The sequence below is a fragment of the Streptomyces sp. NPDC048671 genome (genome assembly GCF_055587045.1).
In genome coordinates, this window is sequence record NZ_JBVJHB010000006.1 from 186,072 (window position 1) to 210,792 (window position 24,721).

Below are 24,721 nucleotides of genomic sequence, written 5' to 3' on the forward strand. Positions count from 1 at the left end.
AGGCGTGACGCCCCGCTCCCGACAAGGAACAGGGCGCCACGCCCGAAGAAGTACGACGCAGGCCGGACGATCAGATCAAGCCGTCCCACATCTGCTCCAGCAGCACCGACCACCAGCTCTCCGGCGACGCGAGCGCCGCCGGGTCCAGCGCGACGAGCTGCGCCTGGAAGTCGACCGTCCAGCGGCCGGCCTGTTCCGGGTTGAGCCCGAACCGCAGCCGCCACATCCGGCCCAGCAGGGCCAGCGAACGGGTGAACTCCGGCAACCCGGTGTTCACGAACTGCGGCGGCACCGACTGCCCGCCGGGCCCCGCCTCCACCGGCACGGCCACGATGTTCGCCGTCCCGTACTGCACACAGATCGCCCGGCCGAAGTCCGAACCCATCACCAGGTACGACCCCGCGTCGGACGCCGGCTGCACCTGACGCTGCACGGCCAGCTCGGCCAGCGTCGGCACCACCGGCTGCCCCGGCTGCGCCCAGAAGAACGGCCCGAAGTCGGCGGGCAGCCCCGCCCACACCAGCGTCCGCGCCACGACCTCCGGCACGCCCTGCCGGGACACCGCACGCTGATCGAAGCGCAGCACACCCTGCGGACCGAAGGTCTGCAGCAGCTCCTCCGCGACGGCCTCCGCCGGCACCGGCGGCGCGGGCGGCAGCTGCGGCAGCGGCGCCCGGACCGGCGCCGGCCGCGCCGGACCGTCCGCGACCTGGTGCAGCTCACCCTGGTGGGTGAGCAGATGCTGCATGCCCTGCTGCCGGCTCGCGTGATCGGTGCCGTACGGGGCGACGCTGGTGATCCGCACCTGCGGCCAGGTCTCCCGGATCATCCGGGCGCAGTAACCACCCGGCAGCTCACAGGACTCCAGCTCCGTGTGCAGCTCGATGACCTGCTGCGGCGGCACGTTCATGGCCCGCAGCTCGTGCAGCATCTGCCACTCGGGGTGCGGGGTGCCGGGCGCCGAACGGCGGATCAGCTGCTGCTCGCTGCCGTCGGGGCCGCGGTAGCGCAGCACCGCCTGGTAACCGGGGCCGACCGTCGGCTGACCGACGGGCGCCTGCGGATACCCGTACGCCGGGGGCGGCGGCGTATGACCGGGCGGCGGGGTGTGGCCGGGCGGCGGCACCGGACCGGGGGCGCCCCCCATCGGCGCACCGGGCGGGCCGGGCGGACCCGGAGGCTGCGGAGCCGGCGGGCCCATCTGAGCCGGCCCCGCGAGCATCGTCGCGGCGTGGTGCACACCGCCGCCGGGAGGCGTCGGCGGACCGGGCGGACCGGGCGGCTGCGGGGCCGGGGCACCCAGGGCGCCAGGCGGACCGGGAGGCTGCGGCGCACCCGGAACACCGGGCGGACCGGGCGGGTGCGGGACCGGCGGACCGACCTGGCCCGGGGCCGCGAACATCGTGGCCGCCTGGTGCACGTCGCCACCGGGCACCGGCGGCGCCGGCGGACCGGGCGGGCCGGGCGGCCGGGGTGCGCCGGGCGGACCCTGCTGCGGGGCGAGCTGCGTCGGCATGTACCCGCCCGCCGGGGCACCGGGTACACCCGGTCCCGAGGGCGGCGGCAGCTGCGCACCCGGAATGCCGGGCGCCCCGGGCGGCGGCGGAGTCGTCGAACCCCCACCACGCCCGCCCCGCGGCGAAACGGCCGCCTTGCTGGTGGCCTCCTGCGAGATGTCCCCCGAACCGGGACCCTGCGCGTCGAGACCGGGCACGATCGCCGTCCGGGGCAGCTGGCTGCCGCCGGACATCAGCGCGGTCGGCGCATCGGCCGGCACCACCCTGGGCGGCGCACCCTCGTCGTCCGCACCCGAGAGCGGCGGCGCGAACACCGTGGCGGGCAGCCCCACCTCCCCCTCGTCGGAACCGGCGTTGGTATCGGTCCCCGCCCACGGCGTGGCCCCGGCCGGCGACTGCGGCGAGGACGCCGGAACCCCCTCGAACGCGGTCGGCTCGTACGCGCCCGGCCCGTCCGACGGAGAAGGAGGAGGGGGAAGAGGAGAAGGGGGAGGAAGAGGAGCAGGAGCAGCAGGCGCGGGGGCGGCCGCCTGCGGCGGCACCCGCTCCCCGGCATGGTCCGCCCGCCGGTCCGGGATGCCGAGCTTGTCCGCCGCCTCCTGGAGCCACTCGGGCGGGCTCAACAGGAACGACGTCTGATTCAGATCGATGCGCTGCGGCGGCTCCGGAGCGGCCTGCGCCCCATCCGGGGCGCCGTACTCCTCCTCGTACCGCCGGATCACCTCACCGACCGGCAGTCCGGGCCACAACGTCGCCTCACCGCTGTCCCGGGCGATCACCAGCCGCTGCCGGCCGCCGTCCGAGACCGGGCCGTCCACCCGGTCCTCGGCCCACACCACGAAACCCAGTTCGAACTCACGCACCCGCACCTCGCGGTGCTGATACGCCGCAACGTCACCGTTGACCCACTCGTCCGCGCGCTCCTGCGCCTGCGCAAAGGTCACCATCGCGCTCACCCCTCCACCGGGACAGCGCGCGCGAAGCCGCCGTCCACCATCAGGTTCGCCACCGTCTCCAGCTCCGGCGGATTACCCGCGAGACGCTGCAGAAAGGCATCGAAGTCCGCACCGCACGGCAGCAGCAGCCGCTCCACCCGCTCCTGGACGCTCCAGCCGTCCTGATCCCGCGCGTCGTCATACGCGCAGAACCAGACCGAACCGATGTCCTGGCCCCGGACCTTCACCGCGAGAATGCCGCCCTGGACGAAACCGACCCCCAGGTAGTCCTTGGTCAGATGGTCCCGCAAGCACTTGTTGACGTACACCAGATCGTTCACGGCGGCCTCGTCGCGCACCGTGAAGAACGGCTGGTCGACCAGCAGACCGAGCTCCGCGTCGAGCGCCGCACCCACCGGGGCCGAACCGCCCGCCGCCTTCAGGAACGAACGGTACGCACCGGGCAGCCGGTAGCCGAGGTCCTCCTCGACACCCTGGATCTGCTGCTCGCTCACCGCCACGGACCCCTTCGGGAGCCGGAAGTGCGCGGGCCTGGTCTCCTGGAGCGGACGCGTACCCCGCTTGTTCTGGTCCACCGCGGTCGTCGCGAGACCGCCGTGATGCCGCAGCAGCGCCTTCACCTCGACCGGGACCAGCTCCATCCGCCGGCCGCCCGGCACGTGGTGCCAGGTCCAGCCGTGCGGGGTGGCCACCGCCGCGATCGTGTCCCACAGCTCATGGCCACTGGCCGCCAGTGCCGCGTTCGCCGACACGTAGTCCGTGAGCCGCAGTTCGTCGACACCGAAGCCCTGTGGAGGCTCGGCGATCTCGGCGACGGCGCGCGCGTACGGCGAGAACTCCGGACAGCCGTTCCCGTCCATGCGCACACCTCTGGGGTGGCGGGACGCCCGGACAGGATCCGGGAAGTGCACGAGCTGCCCGGCGTAGGCCCCGTTCGGTGGCGCGGCTTGCTGCCCGAGCCGACCTGTCGTCATGGCGGTTGCCCCCTGCTGCGTCTGGCTGATGAGGACCGACCTGCCCATGGGGGCGGTCCGGGCACAGCCTATGCGGTGCCGCAAGAACGGGCCCCGCCCCACCGGCCGCCGGCCACTTCCGTCACGAACCGTCACAACGATGTGCCGAATGAGCGACCAACAGGCCACCTTCGGGCGACACGCGCACACGTTTTCCCGACCCAGCTTTCACACGACCCGACACATTTGGCAGGCTGTCACCGCATACACGGGGGCGTGCACATTCGGCAGCGGCCGCTGCGGGCACGGGAGGGACAACGCACCATGCACACCGCACACTCTGCACACACCGTCACATCCGGGGACCCACGACTCAGCTGGAGCAGCACCGAAACCAGCCACGCACCCCGCCTGACCCACCGCCGCGACGGCATCCTGCCCGCCGTGGCCGCAGCCCTGTCCGTACGCGGTGAAACGCTCACCTGCACCGCGGGCAAGGGTGACCAGGCGCCCGTACTGCACCACCTCGTCCAGGACTTCCTCGACACCCTCACCAGCGGCCAGCGCGAGCGCTTCACCGGCCGCTGCCCCGAAGCGATACTGCTCTCCCGGCACCTCTCCGCCGCGGAGGCCGGCCGCTCCAAGCGCGCCCAGCGCAAGCCCCTCACCAATGGCGAGGCCCGCCGCGCGCTCAAGCACGCCCGCCTCACCGCCCGCCGTATCCGCGAGGACGGCGACCCCCTGCACGGCAGCTACGCACCGCCCTGCCGCTCCTGTTCGGTGATGCTCGCCCACTTCGGCGTACGACCCGTCGACCTCACCACGACCGGAGCGGCGACCACCGCCGAGAAGGGCTGACCGCCCCCATGGCCGACCGAAACGACTTCCCCGAACAGGCGGGCCCGGCGAATCACGACCGCCCGGCCTCCACCCGCTTCCCCGCCCCCGTCGACGCCGCCCTGCGCACCGCGGGGTGGCAGCCCGGCCGCTGGGACATCCGGCAGGCCGAGGAGTGGGCCGACGCGCTGCGCTCGCACGCCTCGCCGGCCGGCCACCAGCACGCCGTCTTCCCGGCGGCCGTGGAGGCCTGGGCCGAATTCGGCGGCCTGCACCTCACCGCGACCGCGCCCGGCCGCCAGATCGCACCGGCGGCGGTACGGATCGACCCCCTGCGCGGACTGCACCTGGCCCGGACCCTGGCGGACCTGGGACGCGCCCTGGAGACCGAGGTCGCCCCGCTGGGGGAGGAAGGGGACGGGCAGGCGGTGCTCGCGATCGACACCGAGGGACGCGTCTACAGCGTCGACCACACCGGTGACTGGTACCTCGGGCCGGACATCGACTCGGCCCTGTCCACCCTGGTCACGGGCGCCCAGCCGGAACGCCTGACCTCGGGCTGAACCCGCCTCGAAGCCCGTCCGCGACACCCTTCTCCGGCCCGTCCGCCCCGAACACCGGACGGGCCGGGCGGGGACGCGCCCTCAGGCACCGGCCCCGTCCACGTCCGGCAGCACCGCCGACACCCGGAAGCCGCCGGCGTCCGTCGGGCCGGAGACGAAGACCCCGCCCAGACCGAGCACCCGCTCCCGCATCCCCACGAGCCCGTTGCCCCCGCTGGGCAGCCCCGCGTCCGCCGTGGCCGAGTCCGAGGGGCCGTTCTCCACCTGCATGGCGACCTCCGCCCCCCGATGCGCCAGCCGCACCCACGTCTTCGCGCCGGCCGCGTGCTTGTGCACGTTCGTCAGGGCCTCCTGCACGACCCGGTACGCCGTCTGCTCGACCTCGGGCGCGTACGGACGCGTGTCGCCCTCCACCGAGAGCTCCACCGTCATCCCCGCCGCCCGGGACTCCCCGACCAGCGTCTCCACCTCGTGCAGCCGGGGCCCGTCCTCCGGCGCGACCGCGGCCGCCCGGCCGACGGAGGCGAGCGGCACCTTGGTCACCCGCGCCACCATCGGCTCCCCCGTGCGCAGCACCCCGAGCATCTCGCGCAACTCGGTCAGCGCCTGGCGCCCCATGTCACCGACGAGCGCCGCGTTGCGCACCGCCTTCGCCGGGTCCTTGGGCGCGACCGCCTGGAGCGCGGCGGCGTGGACCACCATCAGGCTCACCCGGTGGGCGACCACGTCGTGCATCTCGCGGGCGATCCGGGTCCGCTCCTCCGTACGCGCCCACTCGGCCCGCTCCTCGGCGCGGTCCGCGAGCAGCGACAGCTCCCGCTCCAGCGAGTCCGCCCGCTCCCGCAGGCTCTCCATCAGCCGGCGCCGGGCCCCTATGTAGAGGCCGAACAGCACGGGCGGCGCGGTGAGCCCCACCGCCATGAAGAGGGACAGCATCGGGACGTACCAGTCGCCGGGCCCGAAGTCGGCGCTGGCCGAGACGCCCTGGCGCAGCCGTACGTACGTGACGATGAACGTGCCCACCAGCGACATGCTCATCAGCACCACGGTGATCCGCCGCGGCACGTCGGACGCGGCCAGCGTGTACAGGCCGACCAGGCCCATCAGGAAGCCCATCTCGGCCGGTGTCGTCGCGACCGACACCAGCACCACGGCGATCGGCCACCGCCGGCGCACCAGCAGCACGGCCCCCGCGAGGAACCCGAAAACCACTCCCAGCGGCACCGGCAGCCCGGTGTCCCCCGCGAATTCCACCCCTTCCAACGCACACTCCAGCGCCGAGAACAGCGCCAGCCCCACATCCAGTGCGACACTCCGTCGCCGTTCCCACCACCAGTAGCCGCGGGTGGTCGGTCCCGCCGCTTCCCGGTCTGCCCCCGTTGCGGTCATGGCATCCAGCGTACGGGCGGGCGCATCTCATTTTCGGGGGACCCGGACAGCACGTCCCGGCGTCGAACTGATTCGAATCATGTGCTCATCACCCGATCCGGCGAACACGCACCGAGTCCCCGGCGGATGTCCGCTTTTCGGCACCTACCATGACCGCCTCGTCATCTACGTGGCCAAGAGCGCCGACCTTTGTCGTCGCGTCGAAGGGGCTTGGTACGGCATAGTGTTGGGTGCCGATCCGGCGACCCGGAACAATGTCCGGTTCTGTCCGGATTATTCCCCCATGGTGTAATTGGCAGCACAGTAGCTTTTGGTGCTATTTGTCCGGGTTCAAGTCCTGGTGGGGGAGCTCGGAGTGCGGGCCCCGACCTCACCGGTCGGGGCCCGCACTCATGTCCGGTCCAACACCCCCCGGTATCCTGCGGATGTCCACCACCCGAAGCCGAAGGGCATATCCGTGAGCTCCGAACGCCCGGCAGCCGTCGTCGTCCTCGCAGCGGGTGAGGGCACCCGCATGAAGTCGAAGACCCCCAAGGTTCTGCACGAGATCTCCGGGCGCTCGCTCGTCGGACATGTCGTCGCGGCCTCCCGCGAGCTGGAGCCCCAGCACCTCGTCGTGGTCGTCGGCCACGCGAGTGAGCAGGTCACCGCTCACCTCACCGCCGCGGACGCCCAGGTGCGCACCGCCTACCAGGCCGAGCAGAAGGGCACCGGAAACGCGGTGCGCGTCGGGCTCGACGAGCTGGGCGGGACCGTCGCGGGCACCGTCATCGTGGTCTGCGGCGACACCCCGCTGCTGTCCGGCGGGACGCTCACCGCGCTCGCCGTCACCCACGCCGCCGACGGCAACGCCGTCACCGTGCTGAGCGCCGAGGTCCCCGACTCGACCGGCTACGGCCGGATCGTCCGCGACCCGGCGACCGGCGCGGTCACCGAGATCGTCGAGCACAAGGACGCCACCGAGGCCCAGCGCGCGATCCGGGAGATCAACTCCGGGGTGTTCGCGTTCGACGGGCAGCTCCTCACGGACGCGCTCGGCAAGGTCCGTACGGACAACAGCCAGGGCGAGGAGTACCTCACCGATGTGCTGTCCATCCTGCGCGAGGCCGGGCACCGGGTCGGCGCCTCGGTCGCGGGCGACCACCGCGAGATCCTCGGGATCAACAACCGGGTGCAGCTCGCGGAGGCCCGCCGGCTGCTGAACCAGCGGCTGCTGGAGCGGGCGATGACCGCCGGCGTGACCGTGGTGGACCCGGCGTCGACGCTGATCGATGCCACCGTGACGTACGAGCGGGACGCGATCGTGCACCCGGGTACCCAGCTGCTGGGTACGACGCATCTCGCGGAGGACGCCGAGGTCGGCCCGAACTCGCGGCTCAAGGACACCGTCGTCGGTACGGGCGCGCGGGTGGACAACACCGTCGCGGACGGGGCCGAGGTCGGCGCCGGTGCGACGGTCGGTCCGTACGCCTATCTGCGGCCGGGTACGCGGCTGGGCGCGAAGGCCAAGGCCGGTACGTACGTGGAGATGAAGAACGCGACGATCGGCGAGGGCACCAAGGTTCCCCACCTGTCGTACGTCGGTGACGCGACGATCGGCGATCACACCAACATCGGTGCCGCGAGCGTGTTCGTGAACTACGACGGTGTGGCCAAGCACCACACGACGATCGGCTCGCACTGCCGTACCGGGTCGGACAATATGTTTGTGGCGCCCGTCACGGTCGGGGACGGTGTCTACACCGCGGCCGGGTCCGTCATCACGAAGGACGTGCCGTCCGGTTCACTGGCCGTGGCCCGTGGCCAGCAAAGGAATATCGAGGGCTGGGTGGCCCGCAAGCGTCCGGGCAGCGCGGCCGCGCAGGCGGCCCAGGCCGCGGCGGAGGAGACCGGCGGCGAAAGCTGACCGGAATCAGGCGCGTCGCGCACGGCGTACCGTGATAGATGCTCACCCCATTTCGGCTGGCTCGTTGCACATCGGGACATCTGCGTGCAGCGCCAGGAACACGTCTGAGGAGACTGTGCTGTGACCGGGATCAAGACGACCGGCGAGAAGAAACTGATGTTCTTCTCCGGCCGCGCCCACCCCGAGCTGGCCGAGGAGGTTGCACACCAACTGGGTGTCGGCCTCGTGCCGACGAAGGCCTTCGATTTCGCCAACGGTGAGATCTACGTCCGATTCCAGGAGTCCGCCCGCGGCGCCGACTGCTTCCTGATCCAGAGCCACACGGCCCCGATCAACAAGTGGATCATGGAGCAGCTGATCATGCTGGACGCGCTGAAGCGCGCGTCGGCCCGTTCGATCACGGTGATCGTGCCGTTCTACGGCTACGCCCGCCAGGACAAGAAGCACCGCGGCCGCGAGCCGATCTCGGCCCGCCTGATCGCGGACCTGATGAAGACGGCGGGTGCTGATCGCATTCTCACCGTCGACCTGCACACCGACCAGATCCAGGGCTTCTTCGACGGTCCGGTCGACCACCTCTTCGCGCTGCCGATCCTGGCCGACTACGTCGGTGCGAAGGTCGACCGCTCGAAGCTGACGATCGTCTCGCCGGACGCCGGCCGGGTGCGCGTCGCCGACCGCTGGTGCGACCGTCTGGACGCCCCGCTGGCGATCGTGCACAAGCGCCGCGACAAGGACGTGCCGAACCAGGTGAGCGTTCACGAGGTCGTGGGCAACGTCAAGGGCCGGGTCTGTGTCCTGGTCGACGACATGATCGACACGGGTGGCACGATCTGTGCCGCCGCCGACGCCCTGTTCGCGCACGGTGCCGAGGACGTCATAGTGACGGCGACGCACGGCGTGCTCTCGGGTCCGGCCGCCGACCGGCTGAAGAACTCGAAGGTCAGCGAGTTCGTCTTCACGGACAGCCTGCCGACCCCGGGCGAGCTGGAGATCGACAAGATCACGGTGCTCTCGATCGCGCCGACGATCGCCCGCGCGGTGCGCGAGGTCTTCGAGGACGGTTCGGTCACGAGCCTCTTCGAGGAGCAGTAGGCGAAGAGCGTCACAGAAGATCCACTTTGGGGTGCGGCCTCCCCGCCGGGTAGACTCAGCGAGTTGCTCGGCGAGGGAGGCCGTACTCATGGGTACGGCGGTCCGTTATCGACGCGCTCTTCGTAGCAGGCCTGTCGTGGGCCGGGTGACCAATCGGAGTTTTGTCACCTTACGAGGAGTGCAGTCATGGCCGAGATCAAGCTCAACGCCGAGGTCCGTACCGAGTTCGGCAAGGGCGCTGCCCGCCGCACCCGTCGTGCCAGCCTCGTTCCCGCCGTCATCTACGGCCACGGCGCCGAAGCGGTCCACATCACGCTGCCGGCTCACGAGCTTCAGCTCGCGCTGCGTACGGCCAACGTCCTGATCGGTCTGGAGATCGACGGCAAGGACGCGCTGGTCATCCCGAAGGCCGTGCAGCGCAACGCCATCAAGGGCAACATCGAGCACGTCGACCTGCTGACCGTGAAGCGCGGCGAGAAGGTCAACGTCGAGGTCGCGGTGCACGTCGAGGGCGAGCTGGCCCCGGGCGGCAACCTGCTGGAGTACGTGATGAACACCCTGCGTGTCGAGGCCGAGGCCACCCACATCCCGAACTCGGTCACGGTCTCCATCGCGGGCCTGGACGCCGGTGCCTCGATCCTCGCCAAGGACATCCCGATGCCCAAGGGTTCGGTGCTGGCCGAGGCCGACCCGGACGCGGTCGTTCTCGCGGTCGTCGCCGCTCAGGTCGAGGAGGCGTCCGACAGCGAGGGCGAGGGTTCCGAGGCCTGAGAGGCTGCCCGCGGCCTCTGAGCCTTGCCCCACCTGCTTGACTGACGGGGCGGCGGTCTCCCTCCGGGGGATCCGCCGCCCCGTTTTCCCTGTCTGCGACCCACCCGTACGCGAGGAGACCCAGCGCGATGTCCGACGCCACCGACCCCTGGCTGATCGTGGGCCTGGGCAATCCCGGTCCCGAGTACGCGGCGAACCGGCACAACGTGGGCTTCATGGTCGCCGAGCTGCTCGCGGAGCGGATCGGCGGGAAGTTCAAGCGGGCGCCGAAGGCCCAGGCGCAGGTGCTGGAGGGCCGGATGGGTCCGCCGGGTCCGCTGAGCCGCCGGGTGGTGGTGGCGAAGCCGATGTCGTACATGAACCTGTCCGGCGGCCCGGTGACGGCGTTGCGCGATTTCTACAAGGTGCCGCTCGACCATGTCGTGGCGGTCCATGACGAGCTGGACATCGACTACGGGTCGCTGCGGCTGAAGCTGGGCGGTGGCGACAACGGTCACAACGGGCTGAAGTCGATGACGAAGTCGATGGGGCCGGATTATCACCGGATCCGGTTCGGGATCGGGCGTCCGCCGGGCCGGATGCAGGTCGCCGATTTCGTTCTGAGGGATTTCTCGTCGACGGAGCGCAAGGAGCTCGGCTTCCTGGTGGACCGGGCGGCGGATTCGGTGGAGTGCCTGTTGGCGGAGGGTCTGGAGCGCGCGCAGAGCGCGTACAACTCCTGAGCTCCGGTGGGCGCGAATCCCGACATACCTACCGGTAATCGTGCTGTTTTCAGCCACGGCTTGACCGGGTGCGGGGCGCTGGCCAAGGATCGGCCCCCATGAAGCGCAGCTCCTCCCAACGTGCCCTGCATTTCGGCCGCAGCGCCGCGCTCGGCGGTGTCGTCCTGCTGCTGCTGGTGGCGGGTGTGCTGTCCTCGTGGGACACGGCGCATCACATCGTGCTGGCCAAGGGCCGTGAGCACGGCACGATGACGGTCACCGGGTGCGGCAGTGAGGTCTGTACGGGGCCTTACACGCCGGCCGACGACGGGTCCGGGCGTTCGCGGGTGTCGGTCGAGAAGTCCGTGGCGGCGAAGAAGGGGGACCGTTTCCCCGTCGTCGTGAAGCCGGGCACCTTCGAGGTGGTGCGGACGGGGACGCCGGGTTTCCTGCACGCGTGGGTGCCGTTGGGCGGCGCGCTGGTTCTTGCGGCGCTGGTGATCGGTGGCGGTCTGCGGCTGCCCCGGATCGCGTGGGGTGCCGGGATCGCGGGTGCGGTCCTGCTGGTGGCGACGTTCTTCGCGCTGTGACAGGGCCGCACCCGCGGCGGCGTTGATCAGCCGGTGTTGCGCAGTCCGGCGGCTACTCCGTTGACGGTGAGCAGCAGGGCGCGGGCGAGCAGCGGGTCGGCTTCCTCGCCGCGTTCGGCGGCCTGGCGCTGGCGGGCCAGCAGGGATACCTGGAGGTAGGAGATCGGGTCCAGGTAGGCGTCACGGATGGCGAAGGTCTGCTGGAGCACCGGGCTGGTGCCGAGCAGTTCGGTGTTGCCGGTGATCTTGAGGACTTCGCTGACGGTGAGGGCGTGCTCGGCCTCGATGGCGTCGAAGACGTGCTTCAGCTCGTCGGGGACGAGGGTGTCGACGTAGTGCCGGGCGATGCGCAGGTCGGTCTTGGCGAGGGTCATCTCGACGTTGGAGAGGAAGTTCTGGAAGAAGTGCCAGTGTTCGTGCATCTCTTCGAGGACGGTGTCGAGGCCGGCTTCGCGCAGGGCCTTGAGGCCGGATCCGACGCCGTACCAGCCGGGGACGATCTGCCGTGACTGGGTCCAGCCGAAGACCCACGGGATGGCGCGCAGGCCGTCGAGGGAGACGCCGGAGCCGGGGCGGCGGGAGGGCCTCGATCCCAGGTGCAGGTCGGCGAGCTGGTCCACCGGGGTGGAGGCGAGGAAGTACGTCGGCAGGTCGGGGTCCTCGACGAGCTTGCGGTAGGCGCCGTGGGCGGCGTCGGAGACGGTGTCCATGGCCGCGTCCCAGCGGGCGAGGGCCTCGTCGGACTGGCGGGGTGCGGTGTGCAGCGCGGAGGCCTGGAGGGTGGCCGCGACGGTGAGTTCCAGGTTCTCGCGGGCGAGTGCGGGGATGAGGTACTTGTCGGAGATGACCTCGCCCTGCTCGGTCACCTTGATCTCGCCCTCCAGCGTGCCCCAGGGCTGCGCGAGGATCGCGTCGTGCGAGGGGCCGCCGCCGCGGCCGACGGTGCCGCCGCGGCCGTGGAAGAGGCGCAGGCGGACGCCGTAGCGGTGGGCGACGTCGCGCAGCCGGCGCTGGGCGCGGTGGATCTCCCACTGGGAGGTGGTGATGCCGCCGAACTTGGAGGAGTCGGAGTATCCGAGCATGACCTCCTGGACGTCGCCGCGGAGGGATACGAGGCGGCGGTAGGAGGGGTCGGCGAGCATTTCATCGAGGATGACGTCGGCTGCCTTGAGCTCGTCGGTGGTCTCCAGGAGCGGCACGATGCCGATCTTGGCCCAGCCGCCGTGCAGGTCGAGGAGGCCTGCCTCGCGGGCGAGGACTGCGGCGGCGAAGACGTCGTCGGCGCCCTGGCACATCGAGATGATGTAGGACTCGATGACTTCGGGGCCGAAGCGTTCGAAGGCTTCCCTGATGGTGTGGAAGACGCCGAGGGTCTTCTCGCCGGCGGCGTCGAGGGGGGCCGGGGTCGGTGCGAGCGGGCGGCGGGAGCGGAGCTCCTTGGCGAGGAGCTTCTGCCGGTAGTCGCGGGGCATGTCGGCGTAGCGCCAGGATTCCTCGCCGAGGCGGTCGAAGAGCTGGCCGAGGGCGTGGTGGTGGGCGTCGGCGTGTTCGCGTACGTCCATGGTGGCGAGCTGGAGGCCGAACGCGGAGAGGGTGCGGATGGTGCGGTCCATCCGGCCGTCGGCGACGATGCCGCCCCTGTGCTCGCGCAGTGAGGTCTGGATGAGGACCAGGTCGGCGATGAGTTCGGCGGTGCCGAGGTAGTCGCAGCCGGGGCGGTGCGGGGTGCCGGAGGCGAGGCGCTCTCGGGTGTTGACGAGCTTCTGCCGGATGCAGGTGGCCTTGAGGCGGTAGGGCTCCTCGGCGTTCAGCCGCTTGTAGCGGGGGCTGATCTCGGGGAGCAGTTCCAGGTCGGTCTGGAGTGAGGTGAGGAGCTCGTCGGTGGCTCCGGTGTAGCGGATGGAGTTGGAGAGCAGTCCGCGCAGCTGGTCGACGAGTTCGAGGGCGTCGGTGATGCCGTGCTCGTGCTGGAGGATCAGTACTTCCCAGGTGACGGCGGGCGTCACGTTGGGGTTGCCGTCGCGGTCGCCGCCGATCCAGGTGCCGAAGGTGAGGGGGCGGGTGCCGGCGGGCAGTTCGACGCCGACGCGCTCCAGTTCGGCGGCCAGGTCCTCCAGGACGTCGCCCACGGCGTTGGCGTGGAGTTCGTCGAGGTAGTAGATGGCGTTGCGGGCCTCGTCGGCGGGTTCCGGGCGGACGACGCGGAGTTCGTCGGTCTGCCAGATGAGGTCGATGTTCTCGGCGAGCCGGATGTCCTGGCGGCGCCGGTCGGCCTCGATGACGGGGGTTTCCAGGAGTGCGGCGATGCGGCGGAGCTTGTTGAGTACGGAGCGCCGCGCGGCCTCGGTGGGGTGCGCGGTGAAGACGGGCCGTACGTTCAGGTTCTTGACGGTGGCGCGCAGGTGCTCGGGGTCGGCGTCCTTGAGGCGGTCGGCGGTGCGGGCGAGGAGCCCGCCCTCGGCGGCGCGCCGGTCGCGCATCTCGTGGGCGCGGTGGACCTGCTCGGTGACGTTGGCGAGGTGGAAGTAGGTGGAGAAGGCGCGCACGAGCTGTGCGGCGGTCTCCAGGTCCGTGTCGCCGAGCAGCTGGGCCGCCGCTTCGCCGTCGGTGCGGGTCAGGGCGCGGACCCGTTCGACGAGGTCGAGGAGTTCGGGGCCCTCCTGGCGTACGAGGGTCTCGCCCAGCAGGTCGCCGAGGCGGCGGATGTCGGCGCGCAGCTCGGGGCTGGCGGCAGGGGTCTGGTCGGCACTGCTCACAGTGTGCGGCTCCTTGCAGTGGTTGAGCACGGGTTCCGGGGCCCTGCGGCTGGCAGCGGGTGCCACGCCACCCCCGGGCAGAGTGCGGACCGCGCTGTCCGACCTCTTCAGGATAGGTGTCCGTGCTTTGGGTGCTGTTCGCGCCCCGAAAGGTGTCCGCACTTCAAGACGGGTCCCCGCGGGGTACGCGCTGTGTCCCCTACCCCGTATGACGTCACTCTGTGCCCGGTCGGCCGCTCCCTCTTGTGGCGGGGCTCCGCGCTGCCATACTTACGACGCCGTAGGTTACGGATGCGTAGCCAGGAAATCCGTCGCGTCTCACCCCACAGGGGACTCCCCATGAAGACCAGCCCCGATGTGATCGAGGCCGCTCCGGCGGCCGACGGTCCTCCCTCCGCCACGCTCGGCGGGGACAACAAACGGTCGATCGAGCAGTTCGCGCTCCTGCTGTTCATCGTCGTGCCTTTCCTGGCCCTGGTCGCGGCTGTGCCGCTGGCCTGGGGCCGGGGTGTCAGCTGGCTCGATCTGGGTCTGCTGGTGGCGATGTACTTCATCGGTTGCCACGGCATCACGATCGGCTTCCACCGCTATTTCACCCATGGTTCGTTCAAGGCGAAGCGTCCGCTCCGTATCGCCCTGGCCGTGGCCGGTTCGCTCGCTGTGGAGGGTCCCCTGGTGCGCTGGGTAGCCGATCACCGCAAGCATCACCGCTTCTCGGACGCCGAGGGCGATCCGCACTCCCCGTGGCGTTTCGGTGAGACGCTGCCGGCTCTGATGAAGGGTCTGTGGTGGGCGCACATCGCCTGGATGTTCGACGAGGAGCAGACACCTCAGCAGAAGTACGCGCCTGACCTGATCAGGGATCCGGCGATCCGCGGGATCTCCCGTCACTTCCTGTCCTTCACGATTGTGTCGTTGTCGATCCCGCCGCTGGTCGGCGGTCTGGTCACGATGTCGTGGTGGGGTGCGGCGACGGCGTTCTTCTGGGGCTCTCTGGTCCGGGTGGCGCTGTTGCACCATGTGACGTGGTCGATCAACTCGATCTGTCACGCGGTCGGCAAGCGTCCGTTCAAGTCCCGCGACAAGTCCGGGAACGTGTGGTGGCTCGCGGTTCTCTCGTGCGGTGAGTCCTGGCACAACCTGCACCACGCGGACCCGACGAGTGCGCGGCACGGCGTGATGCGGGGTCAGATCGATTCGAGTGCCCGGTTGATCCGCTGGTTCGAGAAGCTGGGCTGGGCGAGCGATGTGCGCTGGCCCGATGCCGCCCGTATCGAGTCCCGGCGCCACCCGGCGGAGGCCGACGCGGCATGATTGACGATGTGGCGACCGACGGCAGCACGAGCAGCGAGAAATCCCGCGCACCCGCCCGGCGGGCCCGGCGGGTGCGGATGACGGGCAAGGAACGCCGCGAGCAACTGCTGGACATCGGTCGCACCCTCTTCGCCGACAAGGGTTTCGAGGGCACTTCGGTGGAGGAGATCGCGGCGCGTGCCGGGGTCTCCAAGCCGGTGGTCTACGAGCACTTCGGCGGCAAGGAGGGGCTGTACGCGGTGGTGGTGGACCGGGAGATGCGTCAGCTCCTGGACATGGTGACCAGTGCGCTGACCGCCGGGCATCCGCGTGAGCTGCTGGAGCAGGCGGCGTTCGCGCTGCTGGACTACATCGAGACGTACACGGACGGGTTCCGGATTCTGGTGCGTGATTCGCCGGTCGCTCAGTCGACCGGCACGTTCGCCTCGCTCATCAGCGATATCGCCACTCAGGTGGAGGACATTCTGGGGCTGGAGTTCAAGGCCAGGGGTTTCGATCCGAAGCTGGCTCCGCTGTACGCGCAGGCGCTGGTCGGCATGGTGGCGCTGACGGGTCAGTGGTGGGTGAACGCCCGCAAGCCGAAGAAGGCCGAGGTGGCGGCGCATCTGGTGAATCTGGCGTGGCACGGGCTGGAGAACCTGGAGTCGAAGCCTCGGCTGATCGGCCACCGCAAGAACTGAGGGGGCGACATGGGGCGGGCGGCACGGGCCGGATGGCGCACGGGGGTTGGGCGTTGGTGTGTCCAAGCCGAGACATTGCTCCATTGCTAAACCACTTCAGTCGCGGGGGTCACAGTTGTAGAGTCTGTGAACATCCCGGGAACTCTTCACCCTGCGTGTGACGCACCTGTGAAGACGTTTCTCCCGGTTCCACCACGTACCCCTGGGGGGGCTTTGTCTTCTGTGGAACCCGGCCGTTCCGTTCCCGCGCGCTCGAAGCGCGCGCGGCGGATCGCGGCCTGCACCGCGCTCGTTCTCTCCGCCGGCATGCTGCTGGCGGCCCCGGCCTCGGCCGATGACTCGTCGCCCGCGCCGCACCGCGCCACCCAGCCCCGCGTGCCCGCCGCCGAGGCGCAGCCCTCGCTGACGCTGCCGAAGCACACCGCGAAGAAGAAGTCGCCGGCCGCTGCCGCGCCTGGCGCCAAGGCCGCGGTCATTCCCGCCAAGCCGCGTTTCGACGTGGACGGCGACGGCTACAGCGACACCCTGTACCGCGGGATCGACGGGCACTACTACGTCATCCCGACGAACGGGACGAACTCCTACGAGTTCTCCCTGAACCCCGATGACCCGAACGAGAAGTTCAAGGACGTCATCACGCCGGGCGACCTGAACGGCGACGGCAGGCCCGAGCTGCTCACCCTGTCGGCGGCCGGCAAGCTCTCGCTCCACCAGGCGTGGAGCGCCGACGGCGCCGGTTACGCCGACTGGTCCGGCACCGGCTGGCAGAAGTACAACAAGGTCATCGCCGCGGGCGACCTGACCGGCGACGGCAAGGGCGACCTGCTCGCCCGCACCCCGTCCGGCGACATCTTCCTGTACGCGGGCACCGGCAACGTCACCAGCGCCCCCTTCAAGGCCGGCGTCAAGGTGGGCTACGGCTGGGGCTCGTACGACCAGATCGTCGGCGCGAACGACGTCAACGGTGACGGGATCGGTGACCTCTACGCCCGTACGCCCGCCGGCGACCTGTACTACTACGCGGGTACCGGATCGGCCTCGGCGCCCTACAAGGCGCGCGTCAAGGTCGGCTACGGCTACGACACGTACAACCAGCTCATCGCCACCGACGACGTGACCGGTGACGGCCTCGGTGACCTGATGGGCCGTACGCCGGGCGGCACGCTCTACGCGTACGAGTCCACCGGGTACGGCACCTTCCTCAAGCGGACCGAGATCGCCACCGGCTGGAACGCCGCGTCGCTCTTCGCGGGCCAGGGCGGTAACCCGGACTTCGGCAAGAACGAGCTGATGGCCCGCACCACGGGCGGCACGCTCTACTGGTACTACGCGAAGAACAACGGCAAGCTCAGCGCCCGCGTCCAGGCCAGTGACAGCGGCGGCTGGGCCGGCGCCGACATCAGCTTCCCGTCGTCGCTCGACAACGACGGCTACGCGGACCTGCTGGAGAAGTACAGCGGCACGCTCTACAACGAGGGCTCGGCCGTCAGCAGCGGCTGGGGCGCCTACAACTCCCTCGTCGGTCCCGGTGACCTGAGCGGCGACGGCAAGGGCGACCTGCTCGCCCGCACCACCTCGGGCGACCTGTACCTCTACCGGGGCAACGGCTCCGGCACCGGTTTCTCCGCCAAGATCAAGGTCGGCTACGGCTACAAGTCGTACAAGATCGTCGGCGCCGGTGACCTGACCGGCGACGGTCTGAACGACATGGTGGCCCGCGCGTCGGACGGCACCCTGTACCTCTACCCGGGGACGGGATCGGCCACCAAGCCCTTCAAGGCACGTATCAAGATCGGCACCGGCTACAACATCTACAAGAAGTTCGTGGCACCGGGTGACATCAACGGTGACGGCAAGGCCGATCTGATCGGCGTCGACGGCAAGGGCGACGTGTACCTCTACACGTCCACCGGCACCGGGAAGATCGACAAGCGCGTGAAGATCGGCTACGGCTGGGACATCTACAACAACATGTACTGAGCGTCCCGCCCGGCCCGCCCCGCAAGAGGCATCGAAGCGCCCTGTCCCCGGATCTGCGGGGGCGGGGCGCTTCCGCGTCCCCGTCAGCCGGTCACCGGCTCCAGGAACTCCAGCCGGTTGCCCACCGGGTCGTGGCTGAAGAAGCGGCGGTGGCCCGGCAGGTCCTCGTCCCACCGCACCTCGGCGCCGTGCTCCGCCAGCCGGGCCGCGTACGCCCCGATGTCCGTCACACGCAGGCCGGGGTGCGCCTTGCGGGCCGGGCGGAAGTCCGCCTCGATACCCAGGTGGAGCTGGACCGGGCCCGCCTGGAACCAGCAGCCGCCGCGGGCGGCCAGGACCGGGGGCTTGGGGAGTTCGGTCATCCCGAGGGCGTGCACGTAGTAGTCGCGCAGCGCGTCCTCGGAGCCTTCGGGGGCGGCGAGCTGGACGTGGTCGACGGCGGCGATCATCACTTCTCCCGGTGGGCGACGGCGAAGATACGGCGGAACGGGAAGACGGTGCCGTGCGGGCCTACGGGGTACGCGGCGCGCAGCAGGTCGCGGTACTCGGCGAGGAAGGCGCTCCGGGCCTCCGTGTCGTCGGCGAGGGCGGTGAGGACGGGGCGCAGGCCGGTGCCCTTGACCCAGTCAAGGACGGCGTCCTCGCCGGGCAGCAGGTGCAGGTAGGTGGTCTCCCAGACGTCCGCCGTGCGGCCGGGGGCGGTGAGCCGGTCCAGGTAGGCGGCGGGGCTCAGTACCGCGTCCGAGTGGCGCAGCAGGCCGCCCAGCCGGGAGCGCCAGCGCGGGGACTCGGCGAGTTCGCGCATCAGGGCGTGGCTGGGCTGCTCGAAGTTGCCGGGGACCTGGAGGGCGAACGTGCCGCCGGGGGTGAGGGCGGCGAGCCAGTCGGGAAAGCGGTCGGCGTGCCGGGGCACCCACTGGAGCAGGGCGTTGGAGACGATCAGGTCGTACGGTTCCCCGGGTGTCCAGGTCGCGGCGTCGGCCTCGGCGAAGTCCAGCAGGGCGGCGGTGTGGGCGCGGGCCCGCTCCAGCATCTGCGGGGAGTTGTCGTAACCGGTGACGCGGGCTCCGGGCCAGCGTTCGGCGAGCAGGGCGGTGACGTTGCCCGCTCCGCAGCCGAGGTCGGCGATCCGGGGGGCGGGGGCGCCGGGGAGCGGGGGGACGCGGGCCAGCAGATCGTGGAAGGGGCGGGTGCGGTGGTCCGCGTGGCGCAGGTACTGCTGCGGGTCCCAGGTGGGTGCGGTCATGGGATCCAGGATCATCCCGAAAGTATCTTGATGTCAAGACACTCGAATTCAAGAGACTTCATGTCGACAGACCCTTTACACTGATCCATATGGAGGACGAGGTCGACCGACTGGTCGCTGCATGGCGCCGAGAGCGCCCCGACCTCGACGTGGAACCACTCGAGGTCCTCAGCCGCGTCTCCCGCCTGGCCCGCCACCTCGACCGGGCCCGCCGGATCGCCTTCTCCGAGCACAGTCTGGAGCCGTGGGAGTTCGACGTCCTCACGTCGCTGCGCCGCGCCGGCGATCCGTACCAGCTCTCCCCCGGCCAGCTGCTCACCCAGACCCTGGTCACCTCGGGCACCATGACCAACCGCATCGACCGGCTGACGAAGAAGAACCTCGTCGAGCGGCTGCCCGACCCCAGCGACCGCCGCGGCGTACTGGTCCGGCTCACCGCCGAGGGCCGCGACAAGGCCGACCAGTCACTGGCCGGCCTGCTCGCCCAGGAGCGCGCCATCCTCGGCGAGCTCTCCCGCCACCAGCGCGGCGAACTGGCGGGGCTGCTACGCCGGCTGACTGCCCCGTTCGACAACATCCCCGGCTAGACCGGGCGCCCGGGGCGCCACCGGATCGGCGGGGCCGACGCCCGCCCGCCTGGCCAGCGCGACCGCCGCCAGCGTCGAGTGCACCCCCAGCTTGCCCAGCACGTTCTGCATATGGGTACGCACGGTGTGCGGGGAGAGGAAGAGCCGCTCCGCCACCGCCTTGCGGCCGAGCCCCGCCACCATGCAGCGCAGCACCTCGCGCTCGCGCGGGGTCAGCGACTCGACGAGCCGCTCGCTCTCGCTGCGGTGCTTGCGGTCCGCCAGCAGCTCCCGCAGCACCCCGGTGAGCAGGGCGGCGGGCAGATGCGTCTCGTCGCGCAGCACACCCCGGACGACCGCCAGCAGCCGCTGGAGCGAGCAGTCCTTGGCGACCCAGCCGCAGGCCCCGGCCTGGAGCGCGAGCGCGGCCCGGCGCGGGTCGTCCTTCTCGGCGAGCACCACCGTGCGCACCGAGGGCCGGGCCGCACGGACCCCGGCGACCAGCGAGATGCCGTCGGCCGGCCCGTTCCCGGCGCCGGGAGCGGACACCGGCACCGGGCCGACGGCCCTGCGGCCGCCCGCCGGGGCCAGGACGCCCAGCTCGGCGTCGACCAGCATCACGTCGTAACCGCGCCCCTCGGCGGCCGCGCGCTCCAGACAGCGCAGGGCGGCCGGGCCGCTGCCCGCCGCCGCCACGTCCACGTCAGGCTCGGCCGCGAGCGCCGCGGCGAGCGACTCGGCGAAAATGCGGTGGTCGTCGACCACGAGAACCCGGATACGGACCACAGACACCCCCATGCTGTGTGTTCTGGGGCGCCCCGTAGCGTGCGCCCCCCGGCAGCGACGGACCGGCGCGGGTGCGACACCCGGAACGGGGAGCAGGACCACGGTGCCCCGGCCGCCGCCGTGCACCGACTGCCCACCCCGCCCGGGTGTCGCACCCGGCTGTCTCGTACCCCTGAATCAGCACCGGCCCCCGCCGGTGCTGTACATCAGGGTACGGGCGGCCGCGCGGGGCGGGAGGCGATTCACAGAACTGGGGGCGCGGACACGACCTAGGGTGTTGTTCATGTTCCGTTTTGAGACAGAAGTGGACAAAGAGCGTCGTCATCTCCTGAGCAGGCGGCTCCGCGAGGACAACACCACCGGTTCGCCGGAGATCCGGGCGCTGCGCGAGGGCCCCGCCGCGCATGAAGTCCCGCTGGAGGTATGGGCGTTGGACGCCCACGGGCAGGTCGCCGCCGGGCTGACCGGGCGCACCTGGGCGCACTGGCTCCATGTGGACATGCTCTGGGTCGACGGCCGGCACCGCGGCTGCGGCCTCGGCTCGCGGCTGCTCGCCGAGGCGGAACGGGTGGCCCGCCGGGACCGGTCCTGCACCCGCTCCCGGCTGGAGACCTGGGACTTCCAGGCCCCGGACTTCTACCGGAAGCGGGGCTACGAGGTGACGGGGCGGGTCGAGAACTACCCGCCGGGCATCACCGAGTTCACCCTCACCAAGCGGCTCGGCTGAGCCGTCCGGCCGTTCAGACGATCCGGCGGGCGCCCGCCGAGGGAACCGCGGGGAAGACGCCGGGGGCCGCGTAGCCCGCCGAAGTGAACGCCTCCAGCACGGACTTGGTGACCGGGTCCGCCTGCGCCTCCTCCACCAGCACGATCGCCGAGCCGCCGAAGCCGCCGCCGGTCATCCGCGCACCGAGCGCCCCGGCCGCGTTCGCCGTCTCGACCACCAGGTCCAACTCCGCGCAGGAGACCCGCAGATCGTCCCGGAGCGAGACATGGCCCGCCGTGAGGACCGGACCGGCCGCGCGCACGTCACCCCCGTCGAGCAGCGCGATGACCTGCTCGACGCGCTCGTTGTCGCTGACCACATGGCGGACGCACCGCACGACGGACTCGTCCGCGCCGGCCTCGGCCAGTGTGTCGAGCCCGGCGCCCAGGCCCTCGTACGGAAGCTCGCGCAGCGTACGGATGCCGAGGGTGCGGGCGCCCTCCTCGCAGGCCGCGCGCCGCTCGGCGTACGCGCCGTCGCCGAGTGCGTGCTTGACGCGGGTGTCGACGACGAGGAGCCGCAGGCCGTGGGCGGCCAGGTCGAAGGGGACCTGGCGCTGGGTGAGGTCGCGGGTGTCCAGGTGCAGGGCGTGGCCCTCGGTGCAGCAGGCCGAGGCCATCTGGTCCATGACGCCGCAGGGGACGCCGACGAAGGCGTTCTCCGCGCGCTGGGCCAGGACCGCCAGTTCCTGGGCGGTGAGGCCGAGCCCGAACAGGTCGTTCAGAGCCAGCCCGGTGACCACTTCGAGGGCGGCGGACGAGGAGAGCCCGGCGCCGGTGGGGACGGTGGAGGTCAGCTGGATGTCGGCGCCGGTGACCGGGTGGCCGGCCTCGCGCAGCGCCCAGACGACCCCGGCCGGGTAGGCGGCCCAGCCGTGTCCGGAGTGCGGGGCCAGCTCGTCGACGCGGAGCTGGACGACACCGCCGGGCACATCGGTGGAGTGCAGCCGCAGTTCGCCGTCGGTGCGGCGGGCGACGGCGGCCCGTGCGGTGTGCGGCAGGGCGAGCGGCATCACGAAGCCGTCGTTGAAGTCGGTGTACTCGCCGATCAGGTTGACCCGGCCGGGGGCGGCCCAGATTCCCTCGGGCTCGCTTCCGTACAGCTCGGTGAAGGAAGCGGCGAGCTCGGTGGAGGCGGCGGTCGGCTCAGCGGTGTCGGTCATGGTGCGGTGGGCTCCTCTCGGCGGGCGAACGTCCAGGCGTCGGAGACGATCGCGGCCAGGTCCGCGCGGGACGGCTGCCAGCCGAGGCGCTCCCTGGCGGTGGTGGCGGAGGCGACGAGGACGGCCGGGTCGCCGCCGCGTCGGGGGGCCGCGGTCTCGGGGACCGGGTGGCCGGTGACCTCGCGGACCGTCTCGATGACCTCGCGGACGGAGAAGCCGTTGCCGTTGCCGAGGTTGCAGATCAGGTGCTCGCCCGCGGTGGCGGCGTCAAGGGCGAGGAGATGGGCCTCGGCCAGGTCCGCGACATGGATGTAGTCGCGGACGCAGGTGCCGTCGGGGGTGGGGTAGTCGTCGCCGTAGACGGAGATCGACTCGCGCTGCCCCAGGGCGACCTGGAGGACCAGCGGGATCAGATGGGACTCGGGGCTGTGCCGTTCGCCGCAGCTGCCGTACGCGCCGGCCACGTTGAAGTAGCGCAGCGAGACGGCGGCCAGTCCGTGGGCGGCCGCCTCGCCGGTGATCATGTGGTCGACGGCGAGCTTGGTCGCGCCGTAGGGGCTGGTCGGAGCGGTGGGGTCGGCCTCCGTGATGGGGCTGGAGACCGGCTCGCCGTAGGTGGCGGCGGTGGAGGAGAAGACCAGGGTGCGCACCCCGGCGTCACGCATGGCGGCGAGCAGGGCGGTGGAGCCGCCGACGTTGTTGACCCAGTACTTCTCCGGGTCGGTGACGGACTCGCCGACCTGGGAGTACGCGGCGAAGTGCAGCACCCCGTCGTAGGAGGGATCCAGCCACTTCGCCGCGTCCTGGACGCGGCCCTCGATGAACTCGGCGCCGGCCGGGACGCCCGCGCGGAAACCGGTGGAGAGGTCGTCGAGGACGGTGACGGTGTGACCGGCCTCCAGCAGGTGCTGGGCGACCACGCTGCCCACGTATCCCGCACCGCCGGTCACCAGGTACTTCTTGGGGGACTCGCTCACTCGCTCGCTACCTCTCGCAGTCGCGCGGCCGCGGCCTCCGGCGGCACGTCGTTGATGAACACACTCATGCCGGATTCGGAACCCGCGAGGAACTTCAGCTTGCCGGGGGTCCGCCGGACGGTGAAGAGCTCCAGGTGGAGCGCGAACTCCTCCCGCCCGGCGATCCCGAACGGTGCCTGGTGCCAGGCCGAGATGTACGGCGTCGGCGGGTGGCCGGGTCCGAATATCCGGTCGAACCGCCTCAAGAGTTCCAGATAGATCTGTGCGAACTCTGTGCGCGCCGCGTCATCGAGGTCCCGCAGGTCGGGGACGCGCCGGAGCGGGTACAGATGGACCTCGTACGGCCAGTGCGCCGCGTACGGCACGAACGCCACCCAGTGCTCGCCGGAGAGCACGATCCGGTCGCCGTCGGACAGCTCGCGGGCGACGATGTCGTCGAAGAGGTTGCCGCCGGTCTCCGCGCGGTGCGTCCGCATCGAGCGGAGCATCAGCTCGGTGCGCGGGGTGACGAACGGGTAGCCGTAGATCTGCCCGTGCGGGTGGCCGAGCGTCACGCCGATCTCGGCGCCCCGGTTCTCGAAGCAGAACACCTGCTTGACCTGCGGAAGTTCCGCGAACTCGGCGGTGCGGTCGGTCCAGGCCTCCAGCACCAGGCCGGCCTGCTCCTCGCTGAGGCTCGCGAACGACGCGTCGTGGTCGGAGGTGAAGCAGACGACCTCGCAGCGGCCGGAGTCGCCGGCGAGCGAGGGGAAGCGGTTCTCGAAGACGACGACGTCGTAGTGGTCGTCGGGGATCTCGCTGAGCCGTCCCTCCCGGGAGGGGCAGAGCGGGCACTCGTCGGCCGGCGGGTGGTACGGACGGCCCTGGCGGTGCGAGGCGATGGCGACGCTGTCCCCCAGCAGGGGGTCCCGGCGGATCTCGGACGAAGTCGCCACGGCGTCGAGCGGCCGCCGGTCGACGGCGTCGCGGACCACGTCGTCACGGCTGTCGTAGTAGAGCAGCTCCCGGCCGTCGGCGAGCGTCGTAACCGTCTTCTTCACCAGACTCCTCCCAAACATAACCGAACACAATGAACCACAAATCAACAGGCGCGTCAATGAGTCGACGTCAACCAAGTGCGGCCGGATGTGAGCGGGATCTCGCGCGGCCGTCGGACACGGCCCTCGCGCGACTCTTGTGGGGTTCTTGTGGGTTCTCGTGGGCTCTCGTG

Annotated in this window: 22 protein-coding genes and 1 tRNA gene; 13 read left to right on the forward strand and 10 right to left on the reverse strand. The window is 71.1% G+C overall.

Annotated elements, in window-relative coordinates:
- Positions 1-70: 70 nt before the first annotated feature.
- Positions 71-2,464: an SUKH-4 family immunity protein gene (locus ACZ6S6_RS14045; RefSeq protein WP_469705793.1), complete on the reverse strand. Its 2,394-nt coding sequence runs from the start codon at positions 2,462-2,464 to the stop codon at positions 71-73.
- A 5-nt stretch (positions 2,465-2,469) separates the two neighbouring features.
- The gene (locus ACZ6S6_RS14050) at positions 2,470-3,447 is read right to left on the reverse strand and encodes an SMI1/KNR4 family protein (protein ID WP_362955064.1); all 978 of its coding nucleotides are present in this window, start codon (positions 3,445-3,447) and stop codon (positions 2,470-2,472) included.
- Between the two features lie 303 nt (positions 3,448-3,750).
- Between ACZ6S6_RS14050 and ACZ6S6_RS14055 the strand changes: the two genes are divergently transcribed.
- Complete coding sequence (locus ACZ6S6_RS14055) at positions 3,751-4,284, forward strand: YwqJ-related putative deaminase (RefSeq protein WP_362955066.1); 534 nt, start codon at positions 3,751-3,753, stop codon at positions 4,282-4,284.
- Positions 4,285-4,292: 8 nt separating this feature from the next.
- Positions 4,293-4,826 carry an SUKH-3 domain-containing protein gene (locus tag ACZ6S6_RS14060; protein ID WP_469705794.1) on the forward strand — a complete coding sequence of 178 codons (534 nt, stop codon included), beginning with the start codon at positions 4,293-4,295 and terminating at the stop codon, positions 4,824-4,826.
- Positions 4,827-4,907: 81 nt separating this feature from the next.
- Here ACZ6S6_RS14060 and ACZ6S6_RS14065 read toward each other — a convergent pair whose 3' ends face one another.
- Positions 4,908-6,215 carry a sensor histidine kinase gene (locus ACZ6S6_RS14065; protein WP_362955070.1) on the reverse strand — a complete coding sequence of 436 codons (1,308 nt, stop codon included), beginning with the start codon at positions 6,213-6,215 and terminating at the stop codon, positions 4,908-4,910.
- Positions 6,216-6,492: 277 nt separating this feature from the next.
- Here ACZ6S6_RS14065 and ACZ6S6_RS14070 point away from each other — a divergent pair.
- The 6 genes from ACZ6S6_RS14070 to ACZ6S6_RS14095 all read left to right on the forward strand — a co-directional run bounded on the left by ACZ6S6_RS14070 (position 6,493) and on the right by ACZ6S6_RS14095 (position 11,278).
- Positions 6,493-6,564: transfer RNA gene (locus ACZ6S6_RS14070), tRNA-Gln, on the forward strand.
- A gap of 108 nt (positions 6,565-6,672) precedes the next feature.
- Positions 6,673-8,121 carry a bifunctional UDP-N-acetylglucosamine diphosphorylase/glucosamine-1-phosphate N-acetyltransferase GlmU gene (gene glmU / locus ACZ6S6_RS14075; RefSeq protein WP_362955073.1) on the forward strand — a complete coding sequence of 483 codons (1,449 nt, stop codon included), beginning with the start codon at positions 6,673-6,675 and terminating at the stop codon, positions 8,119-8,121.
- Positions 8,122-8,241: 120 nt separating this feature from the next.
- Positions 8,242-9,216, forward strand: coding sequence for a ribose-phosphate diphosphokinase (locus tag ACZ6S6_RS14080; protein WP_362955075.1), 975 nt, complete (start codon positions 8,242-8,244; stop codon positions 9,214-9,216).
- 186 nt (positions 9,217-9,402) lie between these two features.
- Complete coding sequence (locus tag ACZ6S6_RS14085) at positions 9,403-9,987, forward strand: 50S ribosomal protein L25/general stress protein Ctc (RefSeq protein WP_469705795.1); 585 nt, start codon at positions 9,403-9,405, stop codon at positions 9,985-9,987.
- A 128-nt stretch (positions 9,988-10,115) separates the two neighbouring features.
- A complete protein-coding gene (pth, locus tag ACZ6S6_RS14090; protein ID WP_362955078.1) occupies positions 10,116-10,709 on the forward strand; it encodes an aminoacyl-tRNA hydrolase in 594 nt (197 codons plus the stop codon).
- A gap of 98 nt (positions 10,710-10,807) precedes the next feature.
- A complete protein-coding gene (locus tag ACZ6S6_RS14095) occupies positions 10,808-11,278 on the forward strand; it encodes a hypothetical protein (RefSeq protein WP_362955080.1) in 471 nt (156 codons plus the stop codon).
- Positions 11,279-11,304: 26 nt separating this feature from the next.
- Here ACZ6S6_RS14095 and ppc read toward each other — a convergent pair whose 3' ends face one another.
- Positions 11,305-14,034 carry a phosphoenolpyruvate carboxylase gene (ppc, locus tag ACZ6S6_RS14100; RefSeq protein WP_362955082.1) on the reverse strand — a complete coding sequence of 910 codons (2,730 nt, stop codon included), beginning with the start codon at positions 14,032-14,034 and terminating at the stop codon, positions 11,305-11,307.
- A gap of 339 nt (positions 14,035-14,373) precedes the next feature.
- Here ppc and ACZ6S6_RS14105 point away from each other — a divergent pair, with 339 nt between their 5' ends.
- The 3 genes from ACZ6S6_RS14105 to ACZ6S6_RS14115 all read left to right on the forward strand — a co-directional run bounded on the left by ACZ6S6_RS14105 (position 14,374) and on the right by ACZ6S6_RS14115 (position 18,008).
- Positions 14,374-15,348 (forward strand): acyl-CoA desaturase, encoded by a 975-nt coding sequence (locus ACZ6S6_RS14105; protein ID WP_362955084.1) that lies wholly within the window; start codon positions 14,374-14,376, stop codon positions 15,346-15,348.
- The gene (locus tag ACZ6S6_RS14110) at positions 15,345-16,028 is read left to right on the forward strand and encodes a TetR family transcriptional regulator (RefSeq protein ID WP_469705796.1); all 684 of its coding nucleotides are present in this window, start codon (positions 15,345-15,347) and stop codon (positions 16,026-16,028) included. The genes ACZ6S6_RS14105 and ACZ6S6_RS14110 overlap by 4 nt, the downstream gene beginning before the upstream one ends.
- A 222-nt stretch (positions 16,029-16,250) precedes the next feature.
- Positions 16,251-18,008: an FG-GAP-like repeat-containing protein gene (locus ACZ6S6_RS14115; protein ID WP_469705936.1), complete on the forward strand. Its 1,758-nt coding sequence runs from the start codon at positions 16,251-16,253 to the stop codon at positions 18,006-18,008.
- Positions 18,009-18,091: 83 nt separating this feature from the next.
- Here the strand turns inward: ACZ6S6_RS14115 and ACZ6S6_RS14120 are convergent, their stop codons facing one another.
- Positions 18,092-18,457, reverse strand: a complete 366-nt coding sequence (locus ACZ6S6_RS14120; protein WP_362955088.1) for a VOC family protein — start codon at positions 18,455-18,457, stop codon at positions 18,092-18,094.
- Positions 18,457-19,254 (reverse strand): trans-aconitate 2-methyltransferase, encoded by a 798-nt coding sequence (locus ACZ6S6_RS14125; protein ID WP_469705797.1) that lies wholly within the window; start codon positions 19,252-19,254, stop codon positions 18,457-18,459. The genes ACZ6S6_RS14120 and ACZ6S6_RS14125 overlap by 1 nt, the downstream gene beginning before the upstream one ends.
- Positions 19,255-19,343: 89 nt before the next feature.
- On the opposite strand from ACZ6S6_RS14125, the gene ACZ6S6_RS14130 reads away from it, so the two are divergent.
- The gene (locus ACZ6S6_RS14130; RefSeq protein ID WP_362955091.1) at positions 19,344-19,841 is read left to right on the forward strand and encodes a MarR family winged helix-turn-helix transcriptional regulator; all 498 of its coding nucleotides are present in this window, start codon (positions 19,344-19,346) and stop codon (positions 19,839-19,841) included.
- On the opposite strand, the gene ACZ6S6_RS14135 is transcribed toward ACZ6S6_RS14130, so the two are convergent.
- Positions 19,800-20,618 (reverse strand): LuxR C-terminal-related transcriptional regulator, encoded by an 819-nt coding sequence (locus ACZ6S6_RS14135; RefSeq protein WP_469705798.1) that lies wholly within the window; start codon positions 20,616-20,618, stop codon positions 19,800-19,802. The genes ACZ6S6_RS14130 and ACZ6S6_RS14135 overlap by 42 nt on opposite strands.
- Before the next feature lie 271 nt (positions 20,619-20,889).
- On the opposite strand from ACZ6S6_RS14135, the gene ACZ6S6_RS14140 reads away from it, so the two are divergent.
- Positions 20,890-21,333, forward strand: a complete 444-nt coding sequence (locus tag ACZ6S6_RS14140) for a GNAT family N-acetyltransferase (RefSeq protein WP_469705799.1) — start codon at positions 20,890-20,892, stop codon at positions 21,331-21,333.
- Between the two features lie 13 nt (positions 21,334-21,346).
- Here the strand turns inward: ACZ6S6_RS14140 and galK are convergent, their stop codons facing one another.
- Genes galK through galT form a run of 3 tightly spaced genes read right to left on the reverse strand, consistent with a single transcriptional unit; the run spans position 21,347 to position 24,551 of the window.
- Complete coding sequence (galK, locus tag ACZ6S6_RS14145) at positions 21,347-22,534, reverse strand: galactokinase (RefSeq protein ID WP_469705800.1); 1,188 nt, start codon at positions 22,532-22,534, stop codon at positions 21,347-21,349.
- On the reverse strand, positions 22,531-23,511 hold the full coding sequence (galE, locus tag ACZ6S6_RS14150; RefSeq protein WP_362955100.1) for a UDP-glucose 4-epimerase GalE: 981 nt from the start codon (positions 23,509-23,511) through the stop codon (positions 22,531-22,533). The genes galK and galE overlap by 4 nt, the downstream gene beginning before the upstream one ends.
- Complete coding sequence (gene galT / locus ACZ6S6_RS14155) at positions 23,508-24,551, reverse strand: galactose-1-phosphate uridylyltransferase (RefSeq protein ID WP_362955102.1); 1,044 nt, start codon at positions 24,549-24,551, stop codon at positions 23,508-23,510. The genes galE and galT overlap by 4 nt, the downstream gene beginning before the upstream one ends.
- Positions 24,552-24,721 lie beyond the last annotated feature (170 nt).